This is a genomic window from Streptomyces sp. XD-27, from assembly GCF_030553055.1.
Classification (GTDB): Bacteria; Actinomycetota; Actinomycetes; order Streptomycetales; family Streptomycetaceae; genus Streptomyces.
On the sequence record NZ_CP130713.1, the window covers coordinates 976,507 to 1,000,018 of the forward strand.

Genomic DNA, 23,512 nt, shown 5'->3' on the forward strand with positions numbered 1-23,512 from the left:
GGCGCGGACCGGTCCGCCCCGAAGTCCTCGGCGAGCCGGGCCACGATGTGCTCCGCGGCCCGGCCGTCGCCGAACGGGTGGCGGGCCTGTGCCATCCGCCCGTACTCGTCCCGGTCGTTCAGCAGCCGTGTCGCGGCGGTCAGGATGGCCTCGGGATCGGTGCCCACCAGCCGGGCCGCTCCCGCCTCCACCGCCTCCGGGCGCTCGGTGGTGGTCCGCAGCACGAGGGTGGGCTTGCCCAGGCTGGGGGCCTCCTCCTGTATGCCTCCGGAGTCGGTCAACACCAGATCGCAGGCGGCCAGGGTCGCGGCGAAGTCCAGGTAGTCGAGCGGTTCCACCACCGTCACCGCCGGGTGCCCGGCCAGTTCCGGGAGCAGGGCGTCGCGCACCGCGGGGCTGCGGTGCAGCGGCAGCACGATCTCCACGTCCCCCGGTCGGCCAGCCGTCTGAGCGCCGCCCCCATCGCCCGCATCCGGTGCCCCTGGTTCTCCCGGCGGTGCAGCGTCAGCAGCACCCGCCGGGCGCCTGTGCGAAAGGCGCTGCGTCCGGCGCCCTCCCTCAGGACCCACAGCAGGTTGTCGACGACGGTGTTGCCCGTGGTGATCACCTGCTCGGCCGGTACGCCCTCGGCGCGCAGATACGCGGCGGACCGGGCGGTGGGGGCGAAGTGCCAGAACGCCATGCGGCCGATGAGCCGGCGGTTGAGCTCCTCGGGGAACGGGTTGTCGAGGACGCCGGTGCGCAGCCCGGCCTCGACGTGGGCCACCGGGACGCGTTCGTAGAAGGCGGCCAGCGCGCCGCACAGCGCGGTGGTGGTGTCGCCCTGGACCACCACCAGGTCGGGTCGTTCGGTCCGGATCGCCGCGCCCAGCCCCGCCACGAGCCGGGCCGTCAGCTCCGGCAGCCCCTGGCGATCCCGCATCACCGCCAGGTCGGTCTTCACCCCGACCCCGAGCAGGCCCAGCATCTGGTCCAGCATCTCGCGGTGCTGGCCGGTGGTCACCACCATCGGCTCGAACAGCGAGGAGACGGCCATCGCCCGGGCCACCGGCGCCAGTTTGATCGCCTCGGGGCGGGTGCCGAGCAGCAGCATGGTGCGGACGGACACGAGCCTTCCCGATGGAGACAGAGGACTTCCCGATGGAGACAGAGGACTTCCCGATGGGGACAGAGGACTTCCTGATGAGGACATCGGTCTGCCTGATGAGGACATGGGTCTCCCTAGGCGGGTGAGCGGACGGAAAGGGAAATGGGGAAAGAGCGTCAGGTACGTGCGGTCTTGAGCCAGGTCCGCTTGCCGGTGGCGGCCCGCCACAGCCCCCACCAGCCCGCCGCGAACCAGATGTAGCCGTAGAGCACGAAGACGTGTCCCAGCAGCGCCGCCCGGAGCACTCCGAGCGACCGCTCGCGCCGGCGGTAGACGAAGCCGTAGATCCAGGCGGAGGTGAAGGAGAGCAGGTACGGGCCGAGCAGCCACATCGGGGAGATCAGCGGGCGTCCGGCCTGGAACGAGGCGGCGGCCGTGCCGAACACGGCGATCAGGAAGGACAGCGGAAGCAGCGAGGTGAGCAGGATCAGCAGCGGGCTGGACAGGTGGTAGAGCAGGTCCGTCGCGGCCCTGCCCCGGACATCACGCAGGATCAGCGGCACCAGGTTGGCGGACTGCAGGTGCCCCTGGAACCAGCGGGAGCGCTGGCGCACCAGCCGCCGCAGGTCCAGCACGGCCTGCTGGGAGACGGCGGCCGTGGTGCAGTGCTGGTTGGTCCAGCCGCGTGCGATCAGCCGCACGCCCAGGTCCAGGTCCTCGGTGAGGCTGTCGCTCCACGGCTTCTCACCCAGCGAGTCCAGCGCGGACAGCCGCATGAACTGGCCGTTGCCGCCCATCCCCACGCTGCCGATGGACCGGCGGGCGGTTTGGAAGACGTCGCCGTAGACGACGAACTCCATGTCCTGGAGCCGGGCCAGCAGCCCCGCCTCCCGGTTGTACATCCGGACGCAGAGCTGGGTGGCCCCGGTCCGGGGGTCGTTGAAGAACGGGTCGACCGCCTCGATCACATGGCGGTCCAGCCGGCCGTCGGCGTCCACGACACAGACGATCACATCGTCCGGGTCCCGGTCGCCGAGCAGCCCGGACGCCCGCAGCCGGCGGACGCCGTCGTTGAGCGCGGCGCCCTTGCCGCGCCGGGCGTCGGGCAACCGGCGCTGGTGGAGCCGGACCCGCTCGGGGTCCGCGGCGCGCGCGATCTCGGCCGTCCGGTCGTCGGATGCGTCGTCGATGACGAGGGCGACGCAGTCGTCGGCGGGCAGGCTGGTGATCCGCGCCAGGCTCTCGGCCAGCACCTTCTCCTCGTTGAGGCAGGCGAGCAGGAAGACGTAGCGGCGGCTTCGGCCGGAGCCGGGGGCGTGCGGCACCCGGCGCCGGGAGAGCAGGAAAAGACTGAAGTTGTATGTCCCGGCCATCGCGATGAGCGCGACGGCGGCCCATGTCAACGGCTCGAGCGTCACGGCCGGTCCACCGCCGGCCGGCCGTCACGCGCGGCGCCGTCCGGAGGCGGCAGAGCAGAGTTCGCGCGTATTCGAAAACGCGCGATAATCAATCCGAAAACAATCAGGCAGTAGAGCAGGAATCCCGCACCGGCGGCTGCCTGGAGAACCCTGGCAACCGAAATCCCTGGGATCATTTCCGGTGCCGCCGCGAGTCCCACCAAGGGCAGCACTGATCCCAGAGCAGACCTACCGTACATCGGTCCCCCCAATGTGACGCGGCGCAGAAGTGGCGGACCCGTCCCCAACAGGCCCACTGCTGCGCGCTTATGGAAGGTACCAGACACATCCGCCCGTACGGGGGCGGTTGTTCTTTTTTCAAGGGGAGATTTTTTCCCGGTACGGTCCCATTGACAGCGGGGAGGGGCGATCACCACAATCTCCGGATTGTTGAGCTCCGTGATCCCGCGCGTGGAAATTCGGTGACGGCTCGAACATGCTCCTCGCTCCACATCCAGCCATGATCCGATGCCTTCTGAGTGGCTGCGTTCCACAGCACGCGGGACCGAATCGAGGGGGGTACACAGATGCGAGAACCCCGTAGGAGATCCCGGCCGGCGTGGCTGGCCGTGATCGCTCTGGCCATCGCCGCCCTGCTGGGGGGTGGTTTCCTGACGCCCACGGCCGCCGTCGGCGGCAGCGCGGACCGGTCGTCGACACACGGACCCGCCGCCGGGGTGCGCGCGAAGGACATCAAGGGGTGGGCGGCGACGCAGCGGTCCGCGGACGCGCAGCGGCGCGCCGAGATGGCCGAAAAGCGCACCGCCGGGAACCGGTCGGCGAAGGATCCGCGGTCGAACCGGCTTGTGAAGAAGGTGAAGAAGCTGCGGTCGGCGGCGACCGCCGGGCTGCGGCTCCGGGTCGCGCCGCGCGCGGCCGCCGCCGAGCCCGGTCAGGCCAAGACGCTGGTGCTGTACGACACTGCGGGCCCGTACGGGCACCTGGGCGAGCTGTACGCGATGGGCGCGGCCAACCTCGGTGGCCACTTCGGCACGGTGACCGCCAAGCCGGTCCAGGAGTACACCTCCGGCATGCTGGAGAGCTACGACGCCACCGTCTACATCGGCTCGACCTACTACGGCGGTGAGGTCCCGGACGCCGTACCGGAGGACTTCTACCTCGACACGCTGCTGTCCGAGCGGCCGGTCATCTGGGTCGGCGCGAACATCTGGAACATGGCCAACTCCATCAGCCGCCAGGAGTTCGGGTTCAAGTACGGCTGGGACCCGACGACCTCCTTCTACGGGTCCGGCGGCAGCGTGGGCCAGGTCAGCAAGGTCACCTACAAGGGCCAGCAGCTCACCCGCACGATCCCCGCGGGCCAGGACGGCGGCGTGCTGCACCCCGACGTCAAGACGGGGCCGGGCTACGCGCCGGTGACCGAGGTGGCGCAGGCGGTGGACACGGCCGGCGGTACGGAGACGGCCTTCCCGTGGGCGATCCGCTCCGGCAACCTGACCTACGTCGGTGAGATCCCCTTCACCTACGTCAACGAGACCGACCGGGTCATCGCCTTCCAGGACCTGCTGTTCGACGCGCTGGCGCCGCAGACGGCCGAGCAGCACCGGGCCATGATGCGGCTGGAGGACATCACGCCGCTGTCCAACACCACCAGCCTGCGGGCGCTCGCCGACTATCTGAAGTCGCAGAACATCTCCTACGGCATCAACGTCATCCCGGTCTACACCGACCCCAAGGGGGCGCAGAACAACGGCGTCCCGCGCACCGTCAAGCTCTCCCAGCGGCCGGGTCTGGTGAGCACCCTCAAGTACATGCTCGCCAACGGCGCGGTGCTGATGGACCACGGCTACACCCACCAGTACGGCAACGTGGACAACCCGTACAACGGCGTGAGCGGCGACGACTTCGAGTTCTTCCGCGCCCATGTGGGCCCCGACAACTCGGTGGTCTACGACGGTCCGGTGGCCGAGGACTCCGCCGAGTGGGCGCAGGGCCGGGTCAACGCGGCCCTCGCCGAGTTCGCCCGCGTGGGGCTGCCCCGGCCGAAGCTGTGGACCACCCCGCACTACGCCGCCTCGGCCACCGACTACCGGGTGTTCGCGCAGAACTTCTCCGCCCGGCTGGAGCGGCCGCTGTACTTCGCGGGCACGCTGCGCGGTGCCGCGGCCGACCCGACCCGCTACCTGGGGCAGTTCTTCCCGTACCCCGTCACCGACGTGTACGGGTCGAAGGTGCTCCCGGAGAACCTGGGCAGCTATGAGCCCGACGCGGCCAACAACCATCCGCCGCGGCTGCCGGCCGACCTGGTCAAGGCGGCCAAGGCCAACCTGGCGGTGCGCGACGGATTCGCCAGCTTCTACTACCACCCGTACCACCCGGTGGAGCCGCTGAAGGAGACCGTGGAGGGTCTCCAGCAGCTCGGCTACACCTTCGTCAGCCCGGAGAGCCTGATCGGGTGAGCTGACGCGCCCGGTCCCGCCTGAGCACCACCCGTGCCGTCCCCGCGCCGTGCGGCGGGGACGGCACGGGCATCCGTACAACGCCACAGTCACGCCATAGTGAGGCCCTGCCGATGAAAGCACTGAGGCGGGCGACCGCCGCGGTGACCGCCGCTCTCGCCTTTCTGACCGGCTGCTCGGGAGGCGGCGACGGCTCGGCCGCACCCCGCACCGGCAGTCCCACCCACTCCCCCGCCACCGGCGGCGGCCGGGGCGAACAGGTGCGGGGCATCACCCTGCCCGCCTGGAGCACCGACGACTACGACCGGCCCGAAGCCCGGCGCTATCTGCGGCAGATCGCGGACACCGGCGCCCGCTGGGTGGTCTTCACCCCCACCTGGTACCAGGACGGCCCCCGCCGGTCCGCGATGCACACCACCGAGGAGACCGCGAGCGACCGCAGCGTGCGCCGCGTCGTCGAACTCGCCCATGCCACCGGGCTGAAGGTGCTGCTCAAGCCGCATGTGGACCTGGTGGACGGGGGCGACCGCGCCGACATCCGGCCCGCCGACCGGGACGCCTGGTTCTCCGCGTACGAGCGCTTCATCACCCACTACGCCGAGCTGGCCGAGGAGCTCGGCGTGGAGCGGTTCGCCGTCGGAACCGAACTGGCCGGCACCAGCCGCGACCACCGGCGCTGGACCGAGGTGATCGCCTCCGTACGCGACACCTACCGCGGCCCGTTGACCTACGCCGCCAACTTCGACGAATACCGCCGCGTCCGGTTCTGGTCCTCCCTCGACACGATCGGTATCGACGCCTACTGGCCGCTGACGGAGACCGCCACGGCCGACCCCGAGCGGCTGGCCGAGGGTTGGCGGCCGATCGTCGCGGAACTCGCCGCCTTCGCCCGCCGGCAGGACCGGAAGATCCTGTTCACCGAGGCCGGCTACGTCAGTCAGCGCGGCTCGACCACCGCGCCGTACTCCTGGACCGTCAGCGAACGGGCCGCCGCGAAGGAGCAGGCCGCGGCGTACGACGCGCTGCTGACCGCCTTCGACGGCCGGACCTGGTGGGCCGGGGTGTGCTGGTGGATGTGGGACGACTGGCCCGACAGCGGGGAGACCGAACGGCGCCTGGCCTACACCCCGCACGGCAAGCCCGCGGAGGACGTGCTGCGCCGCTGGTGGCGGTAGCCGGCGGCGAGGGGGCGCGTGATCGAGAGGGGTGCAGCGCCGTTGCACTCCCTCTACGCTCCTTCACCTCTCCTCCATCGTTGTAAAGAGTGGTCAACCGACCGGCGCTGTGTAATTCTCTGATTGCTCCGGTGGCCTGATGTCACCAGTGTCCACCGGGCGTTCCCGATCGCGCCGTCCGCGCGAAAGGGCTTGGGGGGAATTCCGAAACCGTGCCGCGCTGCCACCAGTCGAAGCTGCGGAATACTTCCGAAACGTACCGCCGCGTTGGTTGCGCAAAGGCGGCCGTTCCCGCATCCCAGCACCATTCCTGTTGCCGATCCCAGCAGAGAGAAGGTAAGAGATGCACGCGAAAAACCATGAAAATCCCAGGGGATGGCCGACCCGCATACTCCGTGCCCTGACGGTGGTCGCGCTCGCCATCGGCATGATCGCTCTCGCGCCGCTCACCGCCCACGCGGCCCCGAGCCGCGGCCACGCCTACGTGTGGGCGAACCAGCCGTCCGCGCCACTCAACACGCCCTACACGCCATCCGGCTACTACAGCAGGAATTCGACAGGCGCGGCGAACTCCGTCGTCCGCACCGGCACCGGCCAGTACACCGTGCGCATGCCCAGACTCGGGCTGCTGGGCGGCACCGTGCACGTCACGGCCTACGGAGCGACGTCCCACTCCTGCAACGTCGCCTCCTGGTACCCCGTCGGTGACCGGCTCGACGTGCACGTGCGGTGCTTCACCCCGTCCGGCTACCGGGCCGACACCCGGTTCACCGCGAGCTTCGTCAACACCTCCTCCCTCGGCGGCCGCTTCGGCTACGTGTGGGCGGACCGGCCGACCGCGGGCTCGTACACGTCGGCGTCGACGTACCAGTTCAACTCGTCCGGCGCCGCCAACACCATCACGCGCGGCGGTGTGGGCCAGTACACGGTGCGGTTCCCGAACATCGGCTCCGCGGCGGGGCATGTGCAGGCCACCGCGTACGGGGATGTGCAAGCGCGCTGCAAGGTCGCCAACTGGTATCCCTCCGGATCCGCCCAGCTCGTCAACGTCCGCTGCTTCACCCTCAGCGGCGCCCTGCGCGACACCCGGTTCACGCTGACCTACACCCGTGGCACGAGCATCCTCCGTACGGCGCCCGCCGCGTACGCCTGGGCGAACCAGCCCACCTCGGGCTCGTACACGCCGGCGACGGCGTACCAGTACAACTCCGCCGGATACACCAACCGGATCACGCGCCACGGCGTCGGCGTCTACCGCGTCTGGACCCCCGGGATGCCCCTGGGCTACGGCGATGTCCAGGTCACGGCCTACGGCTCCGACTCCAGGCACTGCAAGGTGGACTACTGGACGCCGAGCACCGGCATCCAGGTGCGGTGCTACACCGCCTCGGGGGCACCGGCCGACACGTACTACGACGTGTCGTTCGCACGGTGAGCGCGGCGTAGGCCCCTGTCCCGGCCTCGCGCTTCCGGCCACGGCCGGGAGCGCGAGGCCGGACTCCGTTCCGCAGAGCGACAAGGGAGAATCGCTCTGGCATCGGCACGGAGAAGAGAGTCACATGGGACAGCGCAGCGCACGGCGGGAACAGGGGCAGCGGGAGCCCGACCCTGTGGAAGCCGCGCTGTCCGCGCTGCGGTCCGCGCCGGACGACCGTCTCGAGGACGCGCTCGACGCCGCCGCCTCCGCCCTCACCGCCGCCCCCGGGGGCTGGGAGGCGGTGAGTCGGATGGTGGTCGCGGCCGCCGAGCGGGGCGTACGGCGGTGCTGGGACGGCGGCTGGCAACCCGCTGACCTGGTGCGGATCGTCCGGCGGGAGCGGGGCGCCGCCCCGGTCCGGTTCATCACCGACATGATCGCCGCCGAGGCGCGGCGGCAGCCCGCGCGGGGGACGGACGCACGGAAGGTGGACGCGCGCTGGGCGGGGCAGCTGCGTGAGCTGGACGCGCGGGTGTGGTGGGACGGCGACGGCGCGTACCTGGACGGGTTCGCCCGGCGGGAGCGGCCGACGAGCCGGTTCGAGACGGCGTCGTGTGTGCTCGACGTTCTGCGGCTGATCGGGCGGCTGCCCCGGATCACTCCGGTCGGGCGACCGGCGCAGCGGCGGCAGGGTGACGAGCCGCGCATGCTGGGCCGGGTCCGCGCGCTGCTCGCCAAGGCCGAGTCCACGTCCTATCCCGAGGAGGCGGAGGCGCTGTCCGCCAAGGCGCAGGAGCTCATGGCCCGGTACAGCATCGACGAGGCGCTGGTCGAGGCCGACGCGCACGGCGGGCCCGGGACCTGTCGGATCGGCGTCGACGCCCCGTACGAATCGGCCAAGGCCCTGCTGCTCGACGCCGTGGCGGAGGCCAACCGCTGCCAGGCGGTCTGGGCGAGTGAGCTGGGTTTCTCGACGGTCGTCGGCTTCGACGCCGACCTGGAGCACGTCGAGCTTCTCTACACCTCGCTCCTGCTCCAGGCCACGACCGCAATGCGCCAGGCCGCCGACGACCACCACGCGCGCGGCCGTGCCCGCCGTACCCGGAACTTCCGCGAGTCCTTCCTGATCGCCTACGCGGGCCGCATCCGCGACCGCCTCGCCGCGGCGACACGGCAGGTCACCGAGCAGGCCATGGGCACCGACCACGTCCTGCCCGTGCTCGCGGCGCGGGAGGTGGCCGTGGGCGCGGCGACCGAGCGGATGTTCCCGGACACCACGGCACACCGCCTCAAGTGCCGCGACGCGGAGGGCTGGGCCCACGGCACGGCCGCCGCGGACCGCACGGAACTGCCGTAGCGGTATCCGCGCCGTGGGCCCGGGAGGGCCGGCGGCCGCCGGCCCTCGAGTCGCTCGGAGTTCCGCCATGCGAACACCCTCGCGACCGGCGGCCTCTGCTCTAGGCTGCGGATGACTCAAGATCTACTTCATCGCGCCACCGCGCACCTCTCGACCCGGGAGCATCCATGCCGCACATCGTCGTCGACTACTCCGACCCGCTCTCCGCGGCGTTCGACCGCCGCGCCTTCGGCCTCGCGCTGCACCCGCTCGTCGCCGACCTCCTCGAGGCTCCCATCGACACCTGCAAGACGCGCTTTCGAAGGATCGAGGAGGCGTTCATCGCCGATGGCTCCCCGGATCAGGCAATGGTCCACATCGAGCTGGCGATACTCTCCGGCCGGACCCCGGAGGCCAAGCGCGAGCTGTCCCGTGCCGTGCTGGACCTCGCCCGCAATCACGTCCCCGTCCCCGCCGGTGCCACCCTCACCCTCACGGTCGATGTGACCGAACTGGACAGGGAGTGCTACAGCAAGCAGGTGGTCACCTCGCTGTCCTGATCCGACGGGCGGCGCCCTGCAGCCGGGCCCGCTCCTCCGGGGCCGGTGAACGCGGCACCGGTCGACCAGGGGTCGCCCGCTCTCCGTTCACCCGTGAGGAGGAGCCGGGCTCGGCGCGGCCACTCCCTTGGGCCCGCGACTGGCACGCTGTGGTGGCATGACCACTGTCAGCAACACCACACGCGCCGCGATCGTCGAGGAATTCCAGCGCATGGACGCCGACGGCGACGAAGCCGTCGACCTCTCCGACTTCCTGCGCGCGCCCCGCAAACTCCTCGCCGCGCTGAACATCCCGGAGGACGCCCCCAAGGCCCAGGCCCTGCTGCGGGCCAACGAGACCCAGTGGGCCTCCTTCCTCTCTCTGGGCGACGCCGACGGCGACGGGGTCCTCACCTCCGACGAGTACGTGGCCACCCGCACCTCACCCGAGTTCCATTCCCCCGACCGTCCGGGCAAGGGCGAGGTCTGCCAGACCCTCTTCGCCGTCCTCGACAGCGACGACGACGGCACCATCAGCCAGGACGAGTTCCTCCGCGCGGCCGATTTCCTGTGCATGCCGCCGGCCAAGGCGTCGTCCTACTTCGCGACGCTCGACGGCGACGGCGACGGACGGCTGAGCGCCGCGGAGTTCCTGAAGGCGGTCAAGCGCTTCTACACGAGCTGACGAGCTGACCAGCTGACGCGCTGACCAGGGCGTACAGCAGTCGGTGGAGGCCACCCGTCGCCGGGAGGCCTCCACCCTGTGTGCCGGCGGGGCCGGCTGCCTGGACGTCGTGTCCGTGAAGGATCAGACGAGGTCGAACCGGTCGAGGTTCATGACCTTGTCCCACGCCGCGACGAAGTCGTTCACGAACTTCTCCTTCGCGTCATCGCTCGCGTAGACCTCCGCGAGCGCGCGCAGCTCGGAGTTCGACCCGAAGACGAGGTCGGCCCGGCTGCCGGTCCACTTGACCTCCCCGTGGCGGCGTCGCGGCCCTCGAACGTGTTCGCGTCCTCGGACGTCGCCTGCCACGTCGTGCCCAGGTCGAGCAGGTTGACGAAGAAGTCGTTGGTCAGGGCCCCGGGGGCCGCGGTGAAGACGCCGAGCGGCGACTGCTGGTGGTTCGCGCCCAGGACGCGGAGGCCGCCGACGAGGACCGTCATCTCGGGGGCGCTCAGGTTCAGCAGGTTCGCCCGGTCGACCAGCAGGTACTCGGCCGGCAGCCGGTTGCTCTTCCCGAGGTGGTTGCGGAACCCGTCGGCGGTCGGCTCGAGCGCGGCGAACGACTCGACGTCGGTCTGCTCCTGCGACGCGTCCACGCGGCCCGGCGTGAAGGGGACCTGGACGTCGAAGCCGGCGTTCCTGGCAGCCTGCTCGACGGCCGCACCGCCGGCGAGCACGATCAGGTCGGCGAGCGAGACCCGCTTGCCGCCGGTCTGGGCGGTGTTGAAGGCCTCCTGGATCCCCTCCAGGGTGCGCAGCACCGTCGCCAGCTGGTCGGGGGCGTTGACCTCCCACCCGATCTGCGGCTCCAGGCGGATGCGCGCGCCGTTGGCCCCGCCGCGCTTGTCGCTGCCGCGGAAGGACGAGGCCGACGCCCACGCGGTGGACACGAGCTGGGACACCGTCAGGCCCGAGGCGATGATCCGGCCCTTGAGGGAGGCGACGTCCTCGGCGTCGATGAGCTCGTGCGTCACCGCGGGCAGGGGGTCCTGCCACAGCTGCGTCTCGGCCGGGACCTCCGGGCCGAGGTAGCGCACGACCGGGCCCATGTCGCGGTGGGTCAGCTTGAACCACGCCCGGGCGAAGGCGTCCGCGAACTCCTCGGGGTTCTCGAGCCAGCGCCGCGTGATCTGTTCGTAGACCGGGTCGAACCGAAGCGCCAGGTCGGTCGTCAGCATGGTCGGGGCGTGGCTCTTCGACGGGTCGTGGGCGTCGGGGACGGTGCCCGCCCCGGCGCCGCCCTTCGGCCTCCACTGGTGCGCACCGGCGGGGCTCTTGAACAGCTCCCACTCGTAGCCGTACAGGATCTCCAGGAAGCTGTTGTCCCAGGTCACCGGGGTGTTCGTCCACGTGCCCTCGAGACCGCTGGTGATCGTGTCGCCGCCCTTGCCGGTCCCGTAGGTGTTCTTCCAGCCGAGGCCCTGCTCCTCGAGCGAGGCGGCCTCGGGGTCGGGGCCGACGTGGTCCGCGGGGCCCGCGCCGTGGGTCTTGCCGAAGGTGTGGCCGCCCGCGATCAGGGCGGCCGTCTCCTCGTCGTTCATCGCCATGCGGCGGAACGTCTCACGGATGTCGCGGGCCGCGGCGAGCGGGTCCGGGTTGCCGTTCGGGCCCTCCGGGTTGACGTAGATGAGGCCCATCTGGACCGCGGCGAGAGGGTTCTCGAGCTCCCGGTCGCCGGTGTAGCGCTCGTCGCCGAGCCAGGTGGACTCGGGCCCCCAGTAGACGTCCTCGTCGGGCTCCCAGACGTCCGCGCGGCCGCCGGCGAAGCCGAAGGTCGTGAATCCCATCGACTCCAGGGCGACGTTGCCGGCGAGGATCATGAGGTCGGCCCACGACAGGCTCTGGCCGTACTTCTTCTTGACCGGCCACAGCAGGCGGCGGGCCTTGTCGAGGTTCGCGTTGTCCGGCCAGCTGTTGAGGGGCGCGAACCGCTGCTGGCCGGCCCCGGCGCCGCCCCGGCCGTCGCTGATCCGGTAGGTGCCCGCGCTGTGCCACGCCATCCGTATGATGAACGGGCCGTAGTGGCCGAAGTCGGCGGGCCACCAGTCCTGCGAGGTCGTCAGCACCTCCGCGATGTCCCGCTTCACCGCCGGAAGGTCGAGGGACGTGAACGCCTCGGCGTAGTCGAACTCCTCGCCGAGGGGGTTGGCCACGGCGGGGTTCTTGGCGAGGACCTTCAGGTTGAGCCGCTCCGGCCACCACTGGCGGTTTCCGCCGCCCTGGGTCGGGTGCGGGGCGCGCCCGTGCGCGACCGGACAGCCACCTCCGCCCTCCGTCTTCGCGTCTGTGACGATCGCTTCATGGTTCTCGGACATGGGAATCCTTCCGGACTGGGCGGATCACGGTGCTCAGGGAACTGCGGGCGGTGGAACAGGTCGGGGCCGCAGGCCCCAGCGGATGACCTGGGCCTCACCCGCCGACCGGCACAGCGCGGCTCCTCGGCGGCGGTCCCGTCACGTCCGTGTCTCCTGCCGTACTGGAGTCTTCCTGTCCCTTGCCATCGCCGGAACCGATCCTACGATGGACAGAGTCCAAGTCAAGAAGCGAACCAAGCCCATAGCCAATCGGAACCCGGACATCCACAAGCGACCTCGGCCCCGCCGAACCTGAACAGGTGAACCGATATGAGTGACCTGCTGGAGCGACTGCGAGGCCGCGGCTGGCGGATGACCTCCCAGCGGCGCGTCGTCGCGGAGGTCCTCGACGGCGATCACGTCCATCTCACGGCCGACGAGGTGCACGCCCGAGCGGCGCGGCTGCTTCCCGAGATCTCCCGGGCGACCGTCTACAACACCCTGGGCGAGCTGGTCTCCCTCGGTGAGGTCACGGAGGTGTCCACCGACGGCCGCGCCAAGCGCTACGACCCCAACGGACACCGCCCGCACCAGCACCTGGTGTGCTCCGGCTGCGGCACCATCCGCGATGTCCACCCGACCGGGGATCCGCTGGCCGGCCTCCCGGCGGAGCAGCGATTCGGCTTCACGGTGTCCGAGGCCGCGGTCACCTACCGCGGGCTGTGCCCGGCCTGCGCCTGACGAACAGCACTTCAAGCCTCTTGGGGGTCGTCGGTGATGGCTGTCTCTTCACTTCCCGTGTGCTCTTGACCGACCGTGTGCTCTTCATCGGGCGGAGGAGCCGTCTCGGTGTCGGCGTCGCCCTCGCCGCCCTTCTCCCGGTGCCGTTTCAGGGCGAGTTCCCTGGCCAGCTTTTCCGAGTACAGCCGCATTTCTGCCTCTGTCCTGAGGTCGAACACCGTTGCCTCCTTCGAGCTTCACCGTGCCGCGGCCGATGCGGGGGTGCGGCATGTGCTGCCCCTCGCCCGATGACGGCGGGCGAGGGGCGATAGCGGATGAGTGTCGCGTGTCTGCTTCGAGGGCGAGCTGTCCGCGGGTCGAGGCGTCCGAACGAGTCGCGGATCAGGCGTTCGCGGGCGCCCCGATCGTGGTTCCCCGCCGTTGTGCCCAGTTCTCCAGCGTCATGCGGCAGGCGTGGTCGAGGTGGCGCAGCTCGGTGAGGTCGAGTTCGACGGGCCGGTCGTCAGGGAGTTCTTCGAGGGTTTCGAGCATGCGGGGAAGGCGGAGGAACGTGGCGGAACCGGTGAGGGAGACGATGAGCCGGCCGTCGGTCGTCTCGTGGACGTCGACGTGGATGTGAGAGGTTTCCCAGGCGCATTTGACCACGGCGAGGAGGAGGCCGAGGAGGACGCCTTCGAACATGTTGGTGGTGATGATGGCGATCGCGGTGACAGCCAGGACGATGGCCTCGCCGCGGTGCTCGCGCCACAGGGGCAGGAGGTCCTTGACGGGGATGAGCTTGCACCCGGCGTGGATGAGGACGCCCGCGAGGGCGGCCAGGGGGATGATGCCGATGGCGGCCGGGAGAAGCGCGGCGAAGAGCACCAGCCACAGTCCGTGCAGGATGCGGGAGAGCTTGGTCTTCGCCCCGGCCTGGACGTTGGCGGCGCTGCGGACGATGACGGCGGTCATGGGCAGGGCGCCGAGGGCGCCGCAGATGGTGTTGCCCACGCCCTGGGCCATGAGCTCCTTGTCGTAGTCGGTGCGCGGCCCGTCGTGCATGCGGTCGACGGCTGCGGCGCTGAACAGGCTCTCGGCGGAGGCGATCAGGGCGAACGCCAGGACCGTACCGAGGGCGGCGAGGCTGGTCAGCGAGGTGAAGTCGTCCATTCCCGGCGGCTGCACGGCTGACACGAGACCTTGTACCTCGACGCGGGGGACGGACCAGTCAGCCGCGGCGGTCGCGGCTGTGGCCAGGGCGACTCCGGCGAGCGGTGCGGGCACCATCTGGGCGCGGGCCGGGAGTTTCTTCCACAGGACCAGGACGGCGATGGTGGCGGCCCCGATGGCGAAGGCGGTCAGGGCCTCGCTGGAGGTGGCGATTTCGACGGCCAGGTCCGGCACGCCGGTGATCTTGTCGAGTCCGGAGCGGGGCTGCTTGACGCCGGCCATGGTGTAGAGCTGGCCGAAGATCAGGACGAGTCCGATGCCGGCGAGCATGCCCTGGACGACGGCCACGGTGATCGCGCGGAAGAAGCGGCCGAAGCCCAGGGCACCCAGGATGAGTTGGAGAAGGCCCGCGAGCAGGACCAGGGCGCCCAGAGCGCCGAGGCCGAATTCCTGGACGGCCTCGAAGACCAGGACGGTCAGACCGGCGGCCGGGCCGCTGACCTGGAGAGTGCTGCCCGGCAGGGCGCCGACGACGATTCCGCCGACGATGCCGGTGATCAGGCCGAGTTCGGCGGGCACTCCGGAGGCCACGGCCACTCCCACGCACAGGGGCAGGGCGACCAGGAAGACGACGAGGGAGGCCAGGACGTCACGCCGCAGGTCGGCGGGATTCTTGAAGGTGAAGAACATCAGCGGACTTCCTTGCACGGCGGAACGAGAGAGGGTCCTGGTGGCCCGTGGGGCGGGCCGATGCGGTTCACAGCGGCCGGAACCACGCGTCGCCCGGCCCGTACTCCTTCACTGCTCCCGTGTGCACCTCGTAGTACCAGGCGTGCACCGACAGGGTCCCCTCCGCTATCCGTTCCGCTATGCAAGGGTGGGTGTGCAGTCGCTCCAGCTGAGCGACCGCGTGGCGCTGTACCGCCTCCGCGAGATCCGGGGCATCGGGCGTGGTCGTCTCGGGCTGGGATGCCGCGCGCTCCAGCCAGCCTTGTACGGCGGGCACGCCGGAGAGGTCGTCGTCCCGTACGAGAGCGCTGACCGCGCCGCAGTGGGAGTGCCCGCACACGATGACGTCGCGGACGCCCAGCACCCGCACCGCGTACTCGATGGTGGCCGTCTCGCCGGTGGGGTGGTCGCTGCGGTACTCGGGCACGATGTTGCCCGCCGTCCGCAGCTCGAACAGCTCGCCCGGCCGTGCACCGGTGATCAGGGACGGCACCACGCGCGAGTCGGAACAGGTGATGAACAGCACCTCCGGGCGCTGCCCCGCCTCCAGGGCGCGGAACTCCTCGGCACGCTCCGCAACGTGCGTCGTGAAGGAACGAGCGTTGTCAACCAGGGACTTCATGGTGGCCTTTCTCCTGCGCCCACGAGGGTGCTTGCGGGCGCGGTGTGTTCAGGTCATCAGTCGATGGGTCGTGTTCGGCGTACCTGCCCAGAGCAGGACAACCGGTACTGTCGCGTCGTCGTCGACGCGAAGAGGTGATCCGCGACGGGACGGCGTCAGCTCGCCTGCACCTCTTTGCCTTGACATTACCCTACGGCCGGGGGTCAAGTCACAGTCAAATTCTGTTCCCGCGCAGGTCATTGGCGCACTGTTCACCGTGATCTACGCAGGCGTACGCCCCTGCGTTCAGCGGGCTCTACGGGGGGCACCGGGGGACGGCCCAGGCGGGCCGGCCGGGAGGCGGCGGTTCCTCCCGGCCGGCCCGGCGGCGCTCGGTGGTGCGGGTCAGCGGTTCAGCCAGGTCCGCTCAAGCTGTACGCGTCCGTAGCCGGGCAGGGTGGGCAACCCGCGGACCGGGGTGGCGGCCAGGTCGATACCGTCGGCCATGCCCCACAGCAGGTAGCCGGAGGCGTCGTGCTGGATCCGCTGGACATCGTGCAGCAGCTTGGCGCGTGCGGCCGCGTCCTCGGTGGCCATGGCCTTGCGGTATGCGGCGTCGAACGTGGAGTTCTTCCAGCCCGCTTCGTTGTTGGCCGAGTCCGAGACCATGGTCTTGCTGGCGAAGAAGACCACGGAGTCGTTGGTGCCCCAGTAGGTGGTGTACAGGTCACCTTTGAGCCAGGTCTCGTCCCAGAAGCCGACCGATTCCTCCTTGACGACCTTGATCTTGACGCCCGCCTCACGGACCTGGCCGGCGAACAGGGTGGCCGACTCGGCGAGCCCGGGGACGTCCTCGGTCGTCTTCAACTCGTATGTCTTCGACAGGTCGAAGCCCGCCTCCTCAAGCAGTGACGTGGCCTTGGCGAGGTCGCGGGTGCGCCGCGGGATGTCCTTGGCGTACGCGGGGTCGCCGGTGCCGAGGATGTCGTTGGCGACCGTGCCGTACCCGGACAGGACCTGCTTGACCATCGCCTCCCGGTCCACGGCCAGGCGCAGCGCCTCACGGACCTTCTCGTTCGCGAAGGGGCCGTCGGCGGCGCGCATGACGATGGGCATCGCCATGTCGTTGGGGCGGCGCAGGACCTGGATGTCCTTGCGCTTCTCGGCCGTTCGGGCCGCGATGGCGCCGACGTTGGAGGCGAGGTCGATCTGGCCGGAGAGCAGGGCGTTGGCCATGGCCTGCGGGCTGTCGAAGATCTTGACTTCGATGGCGTCGAGGAGGACCTTGCCGCCGTACCAGTCGTCGTTGCGTACGAGTCGGGCGTTGCCGCCGCGGAACCAGTCGAGCTTGAACGGCCCGGTGCCCGGCGCCTTCGCGATCTCCTTGTCCTTCGTGCCCTTCTTCACCACGAAGGTCGTCAGACGTGTGAGGAGCGGCAGTTCGGCGTTGGGGTAGTCGGAGACCATGACGACCGTGCCGGCGCCCTCGGCCTTGATGTTCTCGGCCTTGATGCCGGGCAGGCGGGAGGCTCCGGAGGGTGTACCGCGGAGCCGGCGCAGCGAGAAGACGACGTCCTCGGCGGTGACGGGACTGCCGTCATGGAACGTGGCGCCCTTGGCGAGGGTGAATCGCCAGGTCCTCAGGTCGTCTGACGCCTGCCAACGGGAGGCGAGGCGCGGCATGGTGTTGGGCTTGGTTCCGGGAACGGTGAGGGTGTCGTAGACGAGCGCGAGGATGAGGTAGTCGCTCTCGTTGGCCTGGGTGCCGTGCGGGTCACGGGTGACGGCGGAAGCGCGGCCGAGAGCGCCCACGCGGAGCGTGCCACCCGGCTTCGGCTTGGCGTCGGAGTCCGCTGAGGCGCCGGACTTCTCGCCTCCGCATGCGGCGAGCAGTGCGGCCGTGCCTATGCCGCCGCCTGCCCAGAGCAGTTGCCGTCTGTTCAGATCCACATCGACCTCATCTAGGTATGAAAATCATTCCTATGTGCTTAGGTGTGCCTACCCTAAGAACTCGAACGGGGCAAGGGCGGGAATCGCTTGCGGCGCAACTACGTCACGAAAAGTCCGCATCGCACCCTCTCTGTGGTGCCGCCCGGCACGGTCCGCGAGGGAACGGCCTGTTTGTCCTCGCTCCACGCATACGCTGAAGGCGCGATCCACTGCCAAGACCGGGTGTTGCGTTGGAGGTTTGACCATGGTCTCCGGCCTGAACCGGAAAGAAGGGAGCCGAGGGCAGGCCGTGCTCGTCATCCAGAACACGCCGTCCGGCGGCCTCGAACGCATGGGCGGCTGGCTACGGGAAGCCGGACTGCTCCTGGAGGTGGTGCACGCCCACACCGGCGAACCACCGCCCGCGACGCTGGGACATCGGGCTTTGGTCGTCCTCGGCGGCGGCTTCCTTCCCTGCGAGGACGAGCGCGCTCCCTGGCTCCCCGCCGTCCGCCATCTCACCGGCCAGGCACTCCAGGACGGCAATCCGATGCTGGGCATCTGTCTGGGCGCTCAGCTGCTCGCTCATGTCGCGGGCGGCACGGTGCGGGGCCGGCACGGCGCACCGGAGTACGGGAGCACACCGATCCGGCTGCGCGCCGGCGCCCACGATGACCCGCTCTTCGGCGGCCTGCCCGCAGTGGCACCCGCCATCGAGCACCATGTGGACGCCATCGCCGAACTCCCGCCTGGAGCGGTATGGCTTGCGGAGAGTGAGCGGTGCCCGTACCAGGGTTTCCGTGTGGGAGATTCCGCCTGGGGCGTGCAGTTCCATCCGGAAGCGGCAGCCGCGCAGATCCGCTGCTGGGACCAGGAACGGCTGCGCGAGCAGGGCTTCGACCCGGACCGGTTGTACGCACAGGCGACGGCCGACGAACCGGCATCGGCAGCCGCCTGGAAGGCATTCACCCACCATTTCGCCAAGGCCATCACGCGCGGCTCGCCGGGGACGGGCTGACCCCGACGCCCGGCCTGCCCGACACCCGAGAGGCGGACTACGGCGCCCTCACTTTGCCTCCGCGTAGCACTCCACCACCGCCGTGGTGAACGGAAAACGCACCGGCGTCTCCCCGAACGCGATGCGGCCCGCCGTCGCGGCCGCCGCCGCGATCGCCTCGGACACCGCCTGCGCCTCCTGGGCCGGGCAGTGCACGATCACCTCGTCATGCTGGAAGAAGACCAGCTCGGCACGGAGCCCGGCGTCCCACAGCGCGCGGCGCAGAGCGGCCAGCACCAGCAACGCCCAGTCGGCGGCGCTGCCCTGGACGACGAAGTTACGGGTGAACCGGCCGCGGGCGCGAGCCGCCGCCGAGCTCCGGCCGTACCCCTGGGGCTGTTCTTCTTGTGGCAGGCCCGCCTCGTCGGGCGGTGCGATGGACGCGGGCGGGCAGGTGCGGCCCATCCAGGTGCGTACCAGCCGACCCTCCTCGCCCGCGCGGGCCGCCTCGTCCACGTAGGCCACCGCGGCCGGATAGCGGCGGCGGAGATCGGCCATGTGCTTGAGGGCGTCACCGGACGTCTGGCCGTAAATGGCGCCCAGCAGAGCGAGCTTGGCCTGGGCGCGGTCGCCGCCGAACGCGCGGGCCGCCAGGCCCGCGTACAGATCCTCGCCGCTGCCGGCCACCTCCATCAGACCGCGGTCGCGGGAGACGGCGGCCAGCACCCGCGGCTCCATCTGGTCCGCGTCGGCGACCACCAGGCGCCACCCCGGGTCGGCCCGCACCGCCTGCCGGATCACCTTGGGGATCTGCAGCGCGCCGCCCCCGTTGGTGGTCCAGCGCCCGGAGACCGTACCGCCGGGCAGATACTCCGGGTGGAAACGGCCGTCGTACACCCACTGCTGCAGCCACGACCACCCATGGGCGGTGTGCAGACGGTAGAGCTTCTTGTACTCCAACAAGGGTGCCACCGCGGGGTGATCGATCTGCTGCAGCTCCCACTTGCGGGTCGAGGTGAGCGAGATCCCGGCGTCGGCGAAGGCCCTGATGATGTCGTGCGGCAGATCGGGGCGCACACGCACGCCCGGCCCGAAGGCCCGGGACACCTCGTCCGCCAGCTCCGCCAGCCGACGGGTCTCCAGCCCGCCCGGATACCGTTCCCCCAACAGTCCGTCGAGCAGCCTGCGATGCACGTCCGCCCGCCACGGCACCCCGGCCCGGCCCATCTCCATGGCGACGAGCATGCCTGCGGACTCCGACGCGAGCAGCAGCCGCATCCGCTCCGGATGCTCGGTCTTCTCCGTACGCGCCACCTGGCCGGCATAGACCTCGGTCAGCGCCGCCAGCTCGTCCGTCCCCGGCGGCAGCGGTACCGGGCCCGGCTCGAAGAGGGACGGCTGGGTCTCGGCGTTACGCACCGGGGCGTCCGGCGGGACGGGCAGATGGTGCAGCCGCGCCCAGGCGGCGGCCAGCGAACGCGGCTGCCCGGACTGGCCCTCCTCATGCCCGATCAGCAGCGCCTCCGCCGCCTCCACGTCATAGCACCGCTCGACCCGCACCCCCGCCGCCAGCAGCCGCCGGTAGCTCTCCGCCGTGGACCGCCACACCCACCGCTCGACCTCCGGACGCGAGCGCACGGCCTCGGCGAGCGAGCGCTCCTGAACCACCGGCCCCGCGGGCCGGCCCTCCTGGGTGAGCGGGCAGAGACGAGCACCCCCGTCGCTCGTCTCCACCACCGCCCACCTCATGCCCCGAGTCTTGCACCCGGGTCTGACAACGGCCCTGACCAGCACAAACGCCCTGGTCTCCAGGGACGGCCTAGGGTGGCGAAATGCTTCTGCCCGACGACCGGCCTGCCCTGGACCTGATCGATGCGCATCTGGAGGCCCTATGGGACGGAACGGACCTCTCGCTCCCGCAGGTGCCGGAGGGCCTTCCAGTAGAGGGAGGGGGCGAGCTGGTCCGCTGGGCCCTCGACCAGCTCCGGCGCATCCCGCCCCGGCCCATCCCCTTCGGCCAGCTCCGGCGCATGTCCTTCGACCAGCTCCGGCGTATCCCCCTTGACGAGCTCCAGCGCATCTCCCGCGAGCCGGAGGACGCCTTCCCCCGCCAAGTCGGCGGCCTGCTGATGGAGTTCCGCAGCCGTCGCTGTCCCTGGAACGCGGCGGCGCTACGGCTGCTCGACGACACGTACACCTTCGCGGCCACCGGCCCCCGTCGGCACGTGGACTGGGCGCACGACGTCCACGCCGTGCTGCACCGGTCGGTCCCCGACCCCCGGGGCTGGGTCCGACTGGACGGCGACCGCACCAACGACGCCCGCCTCACGGTGCCCGCGTACCCCTTCGACCCCCCGGACCCCTCGGAGATCCCCGACCGCCTGTACCCCCTGGAGCCGGAGGCGGCGGTCACCGCGCTCGCCGTCATGGCCGAGGAATGGCAGGCGGAATACGCCCCCGTGCGGTCCCGCCCGGACCGGGACGCCGTGCTGGCGGACGCCCGGACCCTGCTCGACAGGTACGGCCCCACCGCGCGCTACTGGACCAACGCGAAGGCCGCCGCCTCGGACCCGGCCCGGGACTTCGTCGCGGCGGGCCTGGCGGGCGGTGCCTCCCACAGCTTCCTCACCTCCGAGTACCTCAACGGCCTCGACTTGTTCGAGGACCTGGGCGTGATCGCGGTGGCTGAGGACGAGGTGGGCGTCTTCTGGTCGTTCGGGGCGTACTGACGTACGGTGCGCGAGGCGGAGCAGGTGGTTCACGCGCGCTATGAGGCCACGGCCTACCGCGCACGAGCTCGTCAGGACCCGCCCGGTGTCACCAGACCCGACTCGTACGCCACCACGACCGCCTGCGCCCTGCTGTCCAGGTCCAGCTTGGTCATGGTGCGGTTGAGGTGGGTCTTCACGGTTGCCTCGCTGATGAACAGCTGCTCGGCGATCTCCGCGTTGGAGAGCCCGCCCCCGGTCAGTCGGAGCACCTCGACCTCGCGGCCGGTCAACGCGTCGAGCTCCACGGGACGTTCGGCCCGCCGCCCCGATCGTGCCCCCACCGCGGATCCGGCTCCCCGGCCACCGGTCGGGGCTGGCCGGGCCCCCGCACCTGCCCCACCCCCCGCCTGCCGCGCGAAGGCCTCGACGAGCCGGCGCGTGACGCTCGGCGCGAAGAGCGAGTCACCCGAGCCGACTGCCGCCACCGCGGCGAGTAGCCGCTCGGGCCCGGAGTCCTTGAGCAGAAAGCCGGAGGCACCGGCGCGCAGCGCTCCGTAGACGTACTCGTCAAGGTCGAAGGTGGTCAGCACCAGGATGCGCGGGGCCGGTTCGGCCGCCTCGGCGAGGATCCTCTCGGTGGCCACGATGCCGCTCATCCCGGGCATCCGGATGTCCATAAGGATCACGTCGGGCCTGGTCCGCGCCGCAAGCGCGACGGCCTCCTCGCCGTCGCCCGCCTCCCCGACGACGTCCACCCCGGGCGCCGCGCGCAGCAGCCCCACCAGTCCCGCGCGGATGAGGAACTGGTCGTCGACGACCAGCACTTTGGTGGTTCCGGTCATCCCGAGGCGTCGTCCCCCTGCCGTGCGCTTCCCGCGGCCGCGGAGGTGGGCAGCGTCAGCCGTACGGCGAAACCCCCGTCCTCGCGCGGGCCGATGCTGATCGTCCCGCCGTAGAGCTTGGCCCGCTCCCGCATCCCCATCAAGCCATGGCCGCTGCTTTTCGGGACTATGTCCGGAATCACCCCCTCTCCGTCGTCGGTGACCGAAACCGTCACGTGGTGCTTGCGGTAGGCGAGTTCGACCGTCGTGAAGCTCGCGTGACGCGCGTGTTTGAGTACGTTGGTGAGCGCCTCCTGCACCACGCGGTACGCACAGAGTTCGACGCCGGGAGCGAGGGGGCGCGGTGTCCCTTCGACGCGCAGCTCGACGGGGACGCCGCCGGCCCGTACCCGTTCGACCATCTCCCCGAGCCGGGAGAGCCCCGGCATGGGCGCGTCCGGAGCGCCGTCGTCGCCCTCTTCCGCCCGCAGCACCCGCAGCATGCGCCGGAGCTCTTCGAGGGCCTCCGCGCTGGTGCCGGAGATGGTGCCGAGGGCGGCGCGGGCGGTGTCCCGGTCGGACTCGAAGACAAAGCTCGCGAGGCCCGCCTGCACCGATATCACCGACATGTGGTGGGCGACCACGTCGTGCAGCTCACGGGCGATGCGCCCACGCTCCTTGGCGACCTCGCGGCGGGCCCGCTCGGCCTGCTCCTCGCGCAGTTGGCGGGCGAGTCGGGCGGTGCGACGTGCGACGTATCCGAAGCGCAACAGTACGGCCGGGAAGGCCAGGGCCTGGGCGAGGACGGAAAGCATCTGGTCGGTCGACGTGCTGCCGCTGACCACCGCCCCGTAGATCCAGACGGCGGACATGAGGGCCCCGCAGGGCACCGCGACGCGTATCGGCTTCAGGGACGCCACCGTATAGACGGCGATCATGGGTCCGAAGGAGTTCACCACGGGCCAGTGACCGGCGGTGACGTACACGATCCACACCGCGTGCACGAAGAGGCAGAGGGCGACCGGGGCCTTGGAGCGCAGCACGCCCGACAGATTGACCAGGGCCACCAGGACGTAGCCGAACAGATCGAGTGCGGGCCACCCCTGGCGCACGGACTCCTGCCCGAGCATCACGGCCACGCCGGTGTGGGCAAGGGCGATCAGTGCGTCGGCGACGAGGGGACGGGTGGGCCGGATCCGCATCGCCGCAGCGTAGCCCCGGGGCGGGCGCCAGGACATCACACTCCCGCGGTACCGCGGAAGTTGCAGGAACCGCGGACCTACCGCCAGGGTCACGCCGAACCTCAACCCGGCGTGGGACGACGCCCCTGCGGCGCGTGCCTAACGTCTTGGACCAGCACCACGGCGCCGACCGACCACAGGCGC

17 protein-coding genes and 2 pseudogenes are annotated in these 23,512 nt (G+C 70.7%); 9 read left to right on the forward strand and 10 right to left on the reverse strand.

The genetic code is table 11. The annotated features are described in order from the left end of the window. Window positions 1–92: 92 nt before the first annotated feature. Together wecB and Q3Y56_RS04175 are read right to left on the reverse strand one after the other, a co-directional pair. Window positions 93–1,213, reverse strand: a pseudogene (gene wecB, locus Q3Y56_RS04170) (non-hydrolyzing UDP-N-acetylglucosamine 2-epimerase); the annotation flags it as partial. Between the two features lie 50 nt (window positions 1,214–1,263). Then, window positions 1,264–2,505: a glycosyltransferase family 2 protein gene (locus Q3Y56_RS04175; RefSeq protein ID WP_304460624.1), complete on the reverse strand. Its 1,242-nt coding sequence runs from the start codon at window positions 2,503–2,505 to the stop codon at window positions 1,264–1,266. Between the two features lie 566 nt (window positions 2,506–3,071). Between Q3Y56_RS04175 and Q3Y56_RS04180 the strand changes: the two genes are divergently transcribed. The 6 genes from Q3Y56_RS04180 (at window position 3,072) to Q3Y56_RS04205 (ending at window position 10,116) form a co-directional block, all read left to right on the forward strand. Continuing rightward, window positions 3,072–4,964, forward strand: coding sequence for a polysaccharide deacetylase family protein (locus Q3Y56_RS04180; RefSeq protein ID WP_304460625.1), 1,893 nt, complete (start codon window positions 3,072–3,074; stop codon window positions 4,962–4,964). Between the two features lie 113 nt (window positions 4,965–5,077). Next, a complete protein-coding gene (locus tag Q3Y56_RS04185; RefSeq protein ID WP_304460626.1) occupies window positions 5,078–6,139 on the forward strand; it encodes a hypothetical protein in 1,062 nt (353 codons plus the stop codon). Window positions 6,140–6,545: 406 nt separating this feature from the next. Then, window positions 6,546–7,574, forward strand: coding sequence for a hypothetical protein (locus Q3Y56_RS04190; protein ID WP_304460627.1), 1,029 nt, complete (start codon window positions 6,546–6,548; stop codon window positions 7,572–7,574). A gap of 124 nt (window positions 7,575–7,698) precedes the next feature. Then, window positions 7,699–8,913, forward strand: a complete 1,215-nt coding sequence (locus tag Q3Y56_RS04195; RefSeq protein ID WP_304460628.1) for a DUF2786 domain-containing protein — start codon at window positions 7,699–7,701, stop codon at window positions 8,911–8,913. A 167-nt stretch (window positions 8,914–9,080) separates the two neighbouring features. Continuing rightward, entirely contained in the window at window positions 9,081–9,452 is a 372-nt protein-coding gene (locus Q3Y56_RS04200; RefSeq protein WP_304460629.1) for a 5-carboxymethyl-2-hydroxymuconate Delta-isomerase, read from the forward strand. A 157-nt stretch (window positions 9,453–9,609) separates the two neighbouring features. Then, on the forward strand, window positions 9,610–10,116 hold the full coding sequence (locus Q3Y56_RS04205) for an EF-hand domain-containing protein (RefSeq protein WP_304460630.1): 507 nt from the start codon (window positions 9,610–9,612) through the stop codon (window positions 10,114–10,116). A 123-nt stretch (window positions 10,117–10,239) separates the two neighbouring features. Here the strand turns inward: Q3Y56_RS04205 and katG are convergent. Next, window positions 10,240–12,470, reverse strand: a pseudogene (gene katG / locus Q3Y56_RS04210) (catalase/peroxidase HPI). A 309-nt stretch (window positions 12,471–12,779) separates the two neighbouring features. Between katG and Q3Y56_RS04215 the strand changes: the two are divergent. Continuing rightward, window positions 12,780–13,190, forward strand: coding sequence for a Fur family transcriptional regulator (locus Q3Y56_RS04215; protein WP_304460631.1), 411 nt, complete (start codon window positions 12,780–12,782; stop codon window positions 13,188–13,190). Between the two features lie 11 nt (window positions 13,191–13,201). Here Q3Y56_RS04215 and Q3Y56_RS04220 read toward each other — a convergent pair whose 3' ends face one another. From Q3Y56_RS04220 to Q3Y56_RS04235, 4 genes are all read right to left on the reverse strand, one after another. Continuing rightward, window positions 13,202–13,408 (reverse strand): hypothetical protein, encoded by a 207-nt coding sequence (locus Q3Y56_RS04220; RefSeq protein ID WP_304460632.1) that lies wholly within the window; start codon window positions 13,406–13,408, stop codon window positions 13,202–13,204. A 163-nt stretch (window positions 13,409–13,571) separates the two neighbouring features. Beyond that, window positions 13,572–15,029 carry a SulP family inorganic anion transporter gene (locus Q3Y56_RS04225; protein WP_304460633.1) on the reverse strand — a complete coding sequence of 486 codons (1,458 nt, stop codon included), beginning with the start codon at window positions 15,027–15,029 and terminating at the stop codon, window positions 13,572–13,574. Between the two features lie 67 nt (window positions 15,030–15,096). After that, entirely contained in the window at window positions 15,097–15,690 is a 594-nt protein-coding gene (locus tag Q3Y56_RS04230) for a carbonic anhydrase (RefSeq protein WP_304460634.1), read from the reverse strand. Between the two features lie 384 nt (window positions 15,691–16,074). After that, a complete protein-coding gene (locus Q3Y56_RS04235; protein ID WP_304460635.1) occupies window positions 16,075–17,619 on the reverse strand; it encodes an ABC transporter substrate-binding protein in 1,545 nt (514 codons plus the stop codon). A 244-nt stretch (window positions 17,620–17,863) separates the two neighbouring features. Here Q3Y56_RS04235 and Q3Y56_RS04240 point away from each other — a divergent pair, with 244 nt between their 5' ends. Next, window positions 17,864–18,616: a type 1 glutamine amidotransferase gene (locus Q3Y56_RS04240; protein ID WP_304460636.1), complete on the forward strand. Its 753-nt coding sequence runs from the start codon at window positions 17,864–17,866 to the stop codon at window positions 18,614–18,616. A gap of 48 nt (window positions 18,617–18,664) precedes the next feature. Here Q3Y56_RS04240 and Q3Y56_RS04245 read toward each other — a convergent pair whose 3' ends face one another. Continuing rightward, window positions 18,665–20,344 (reverse strand): bifunctional 3'-5' exonuclease/DNA polymerase, encoded by a 1,680-nt coding sequence (locus tag Q3Y56_RS04245; protein WP_304460637.1) that lies wholly within the window; start codon window positions 20,342–20,344, stop codon window positions 18,665–18,667. Between the two features lie 83 nt (window positions 20,345–20,427). Between Q3Y56_RS04245 and Q3Y56_RS04250 the strand changes: the two genes are divergently transcribed. After that, window positions 20,428–21,324 (forward strand): hypothetical protein, encoded by an 897-nt coding sequence (locus Q3Y56_RS04250; RefSeq protein WP_304460638.1) that lies wholly within the window; start codon window positions 20,428–20,430, stop codon window positions 21,322–21,324. Window positions 21,325–21,395: 71 nt separating this feature from the next. Here Q3Y56_RS04250 and Q3Y56_RS04255 read toward each other — a convergent pair whose 3' ends face one another. Both Q3Y56_RS04255 and Q3Y56_RS04260 read right to left on the reverse strand, forming a co-directional pair. Beyond that, complete coding sequence (locus Q3Y56_RS04255; protein ID WP_304460639.1) at window positions 21,396–22,148, reverse strand: response regulator transcription factor; 753 nt, start codon at window positions 22,146–22,148, stop codon at window positions 21,396–21,398. After that, window positions 22,145–23,329 (reverse strand): sensor histidine kinase, encoded by a 1,185-nt coding sequence (locus tag Q3Y56_RS04260; protein ID WP_304460640.1) that lies wholly within the window; start codon window positions 23,327–23,329, stop codon window positions 22,145–22,147. Before Q3Y56_RS04260 ends, Q3Y56_RS04255 begins: the two co-directional genes overlap by 4 nt. Between the last annotated feature and the right edge of the window lie 183 nt (window positions 23,330–23,512).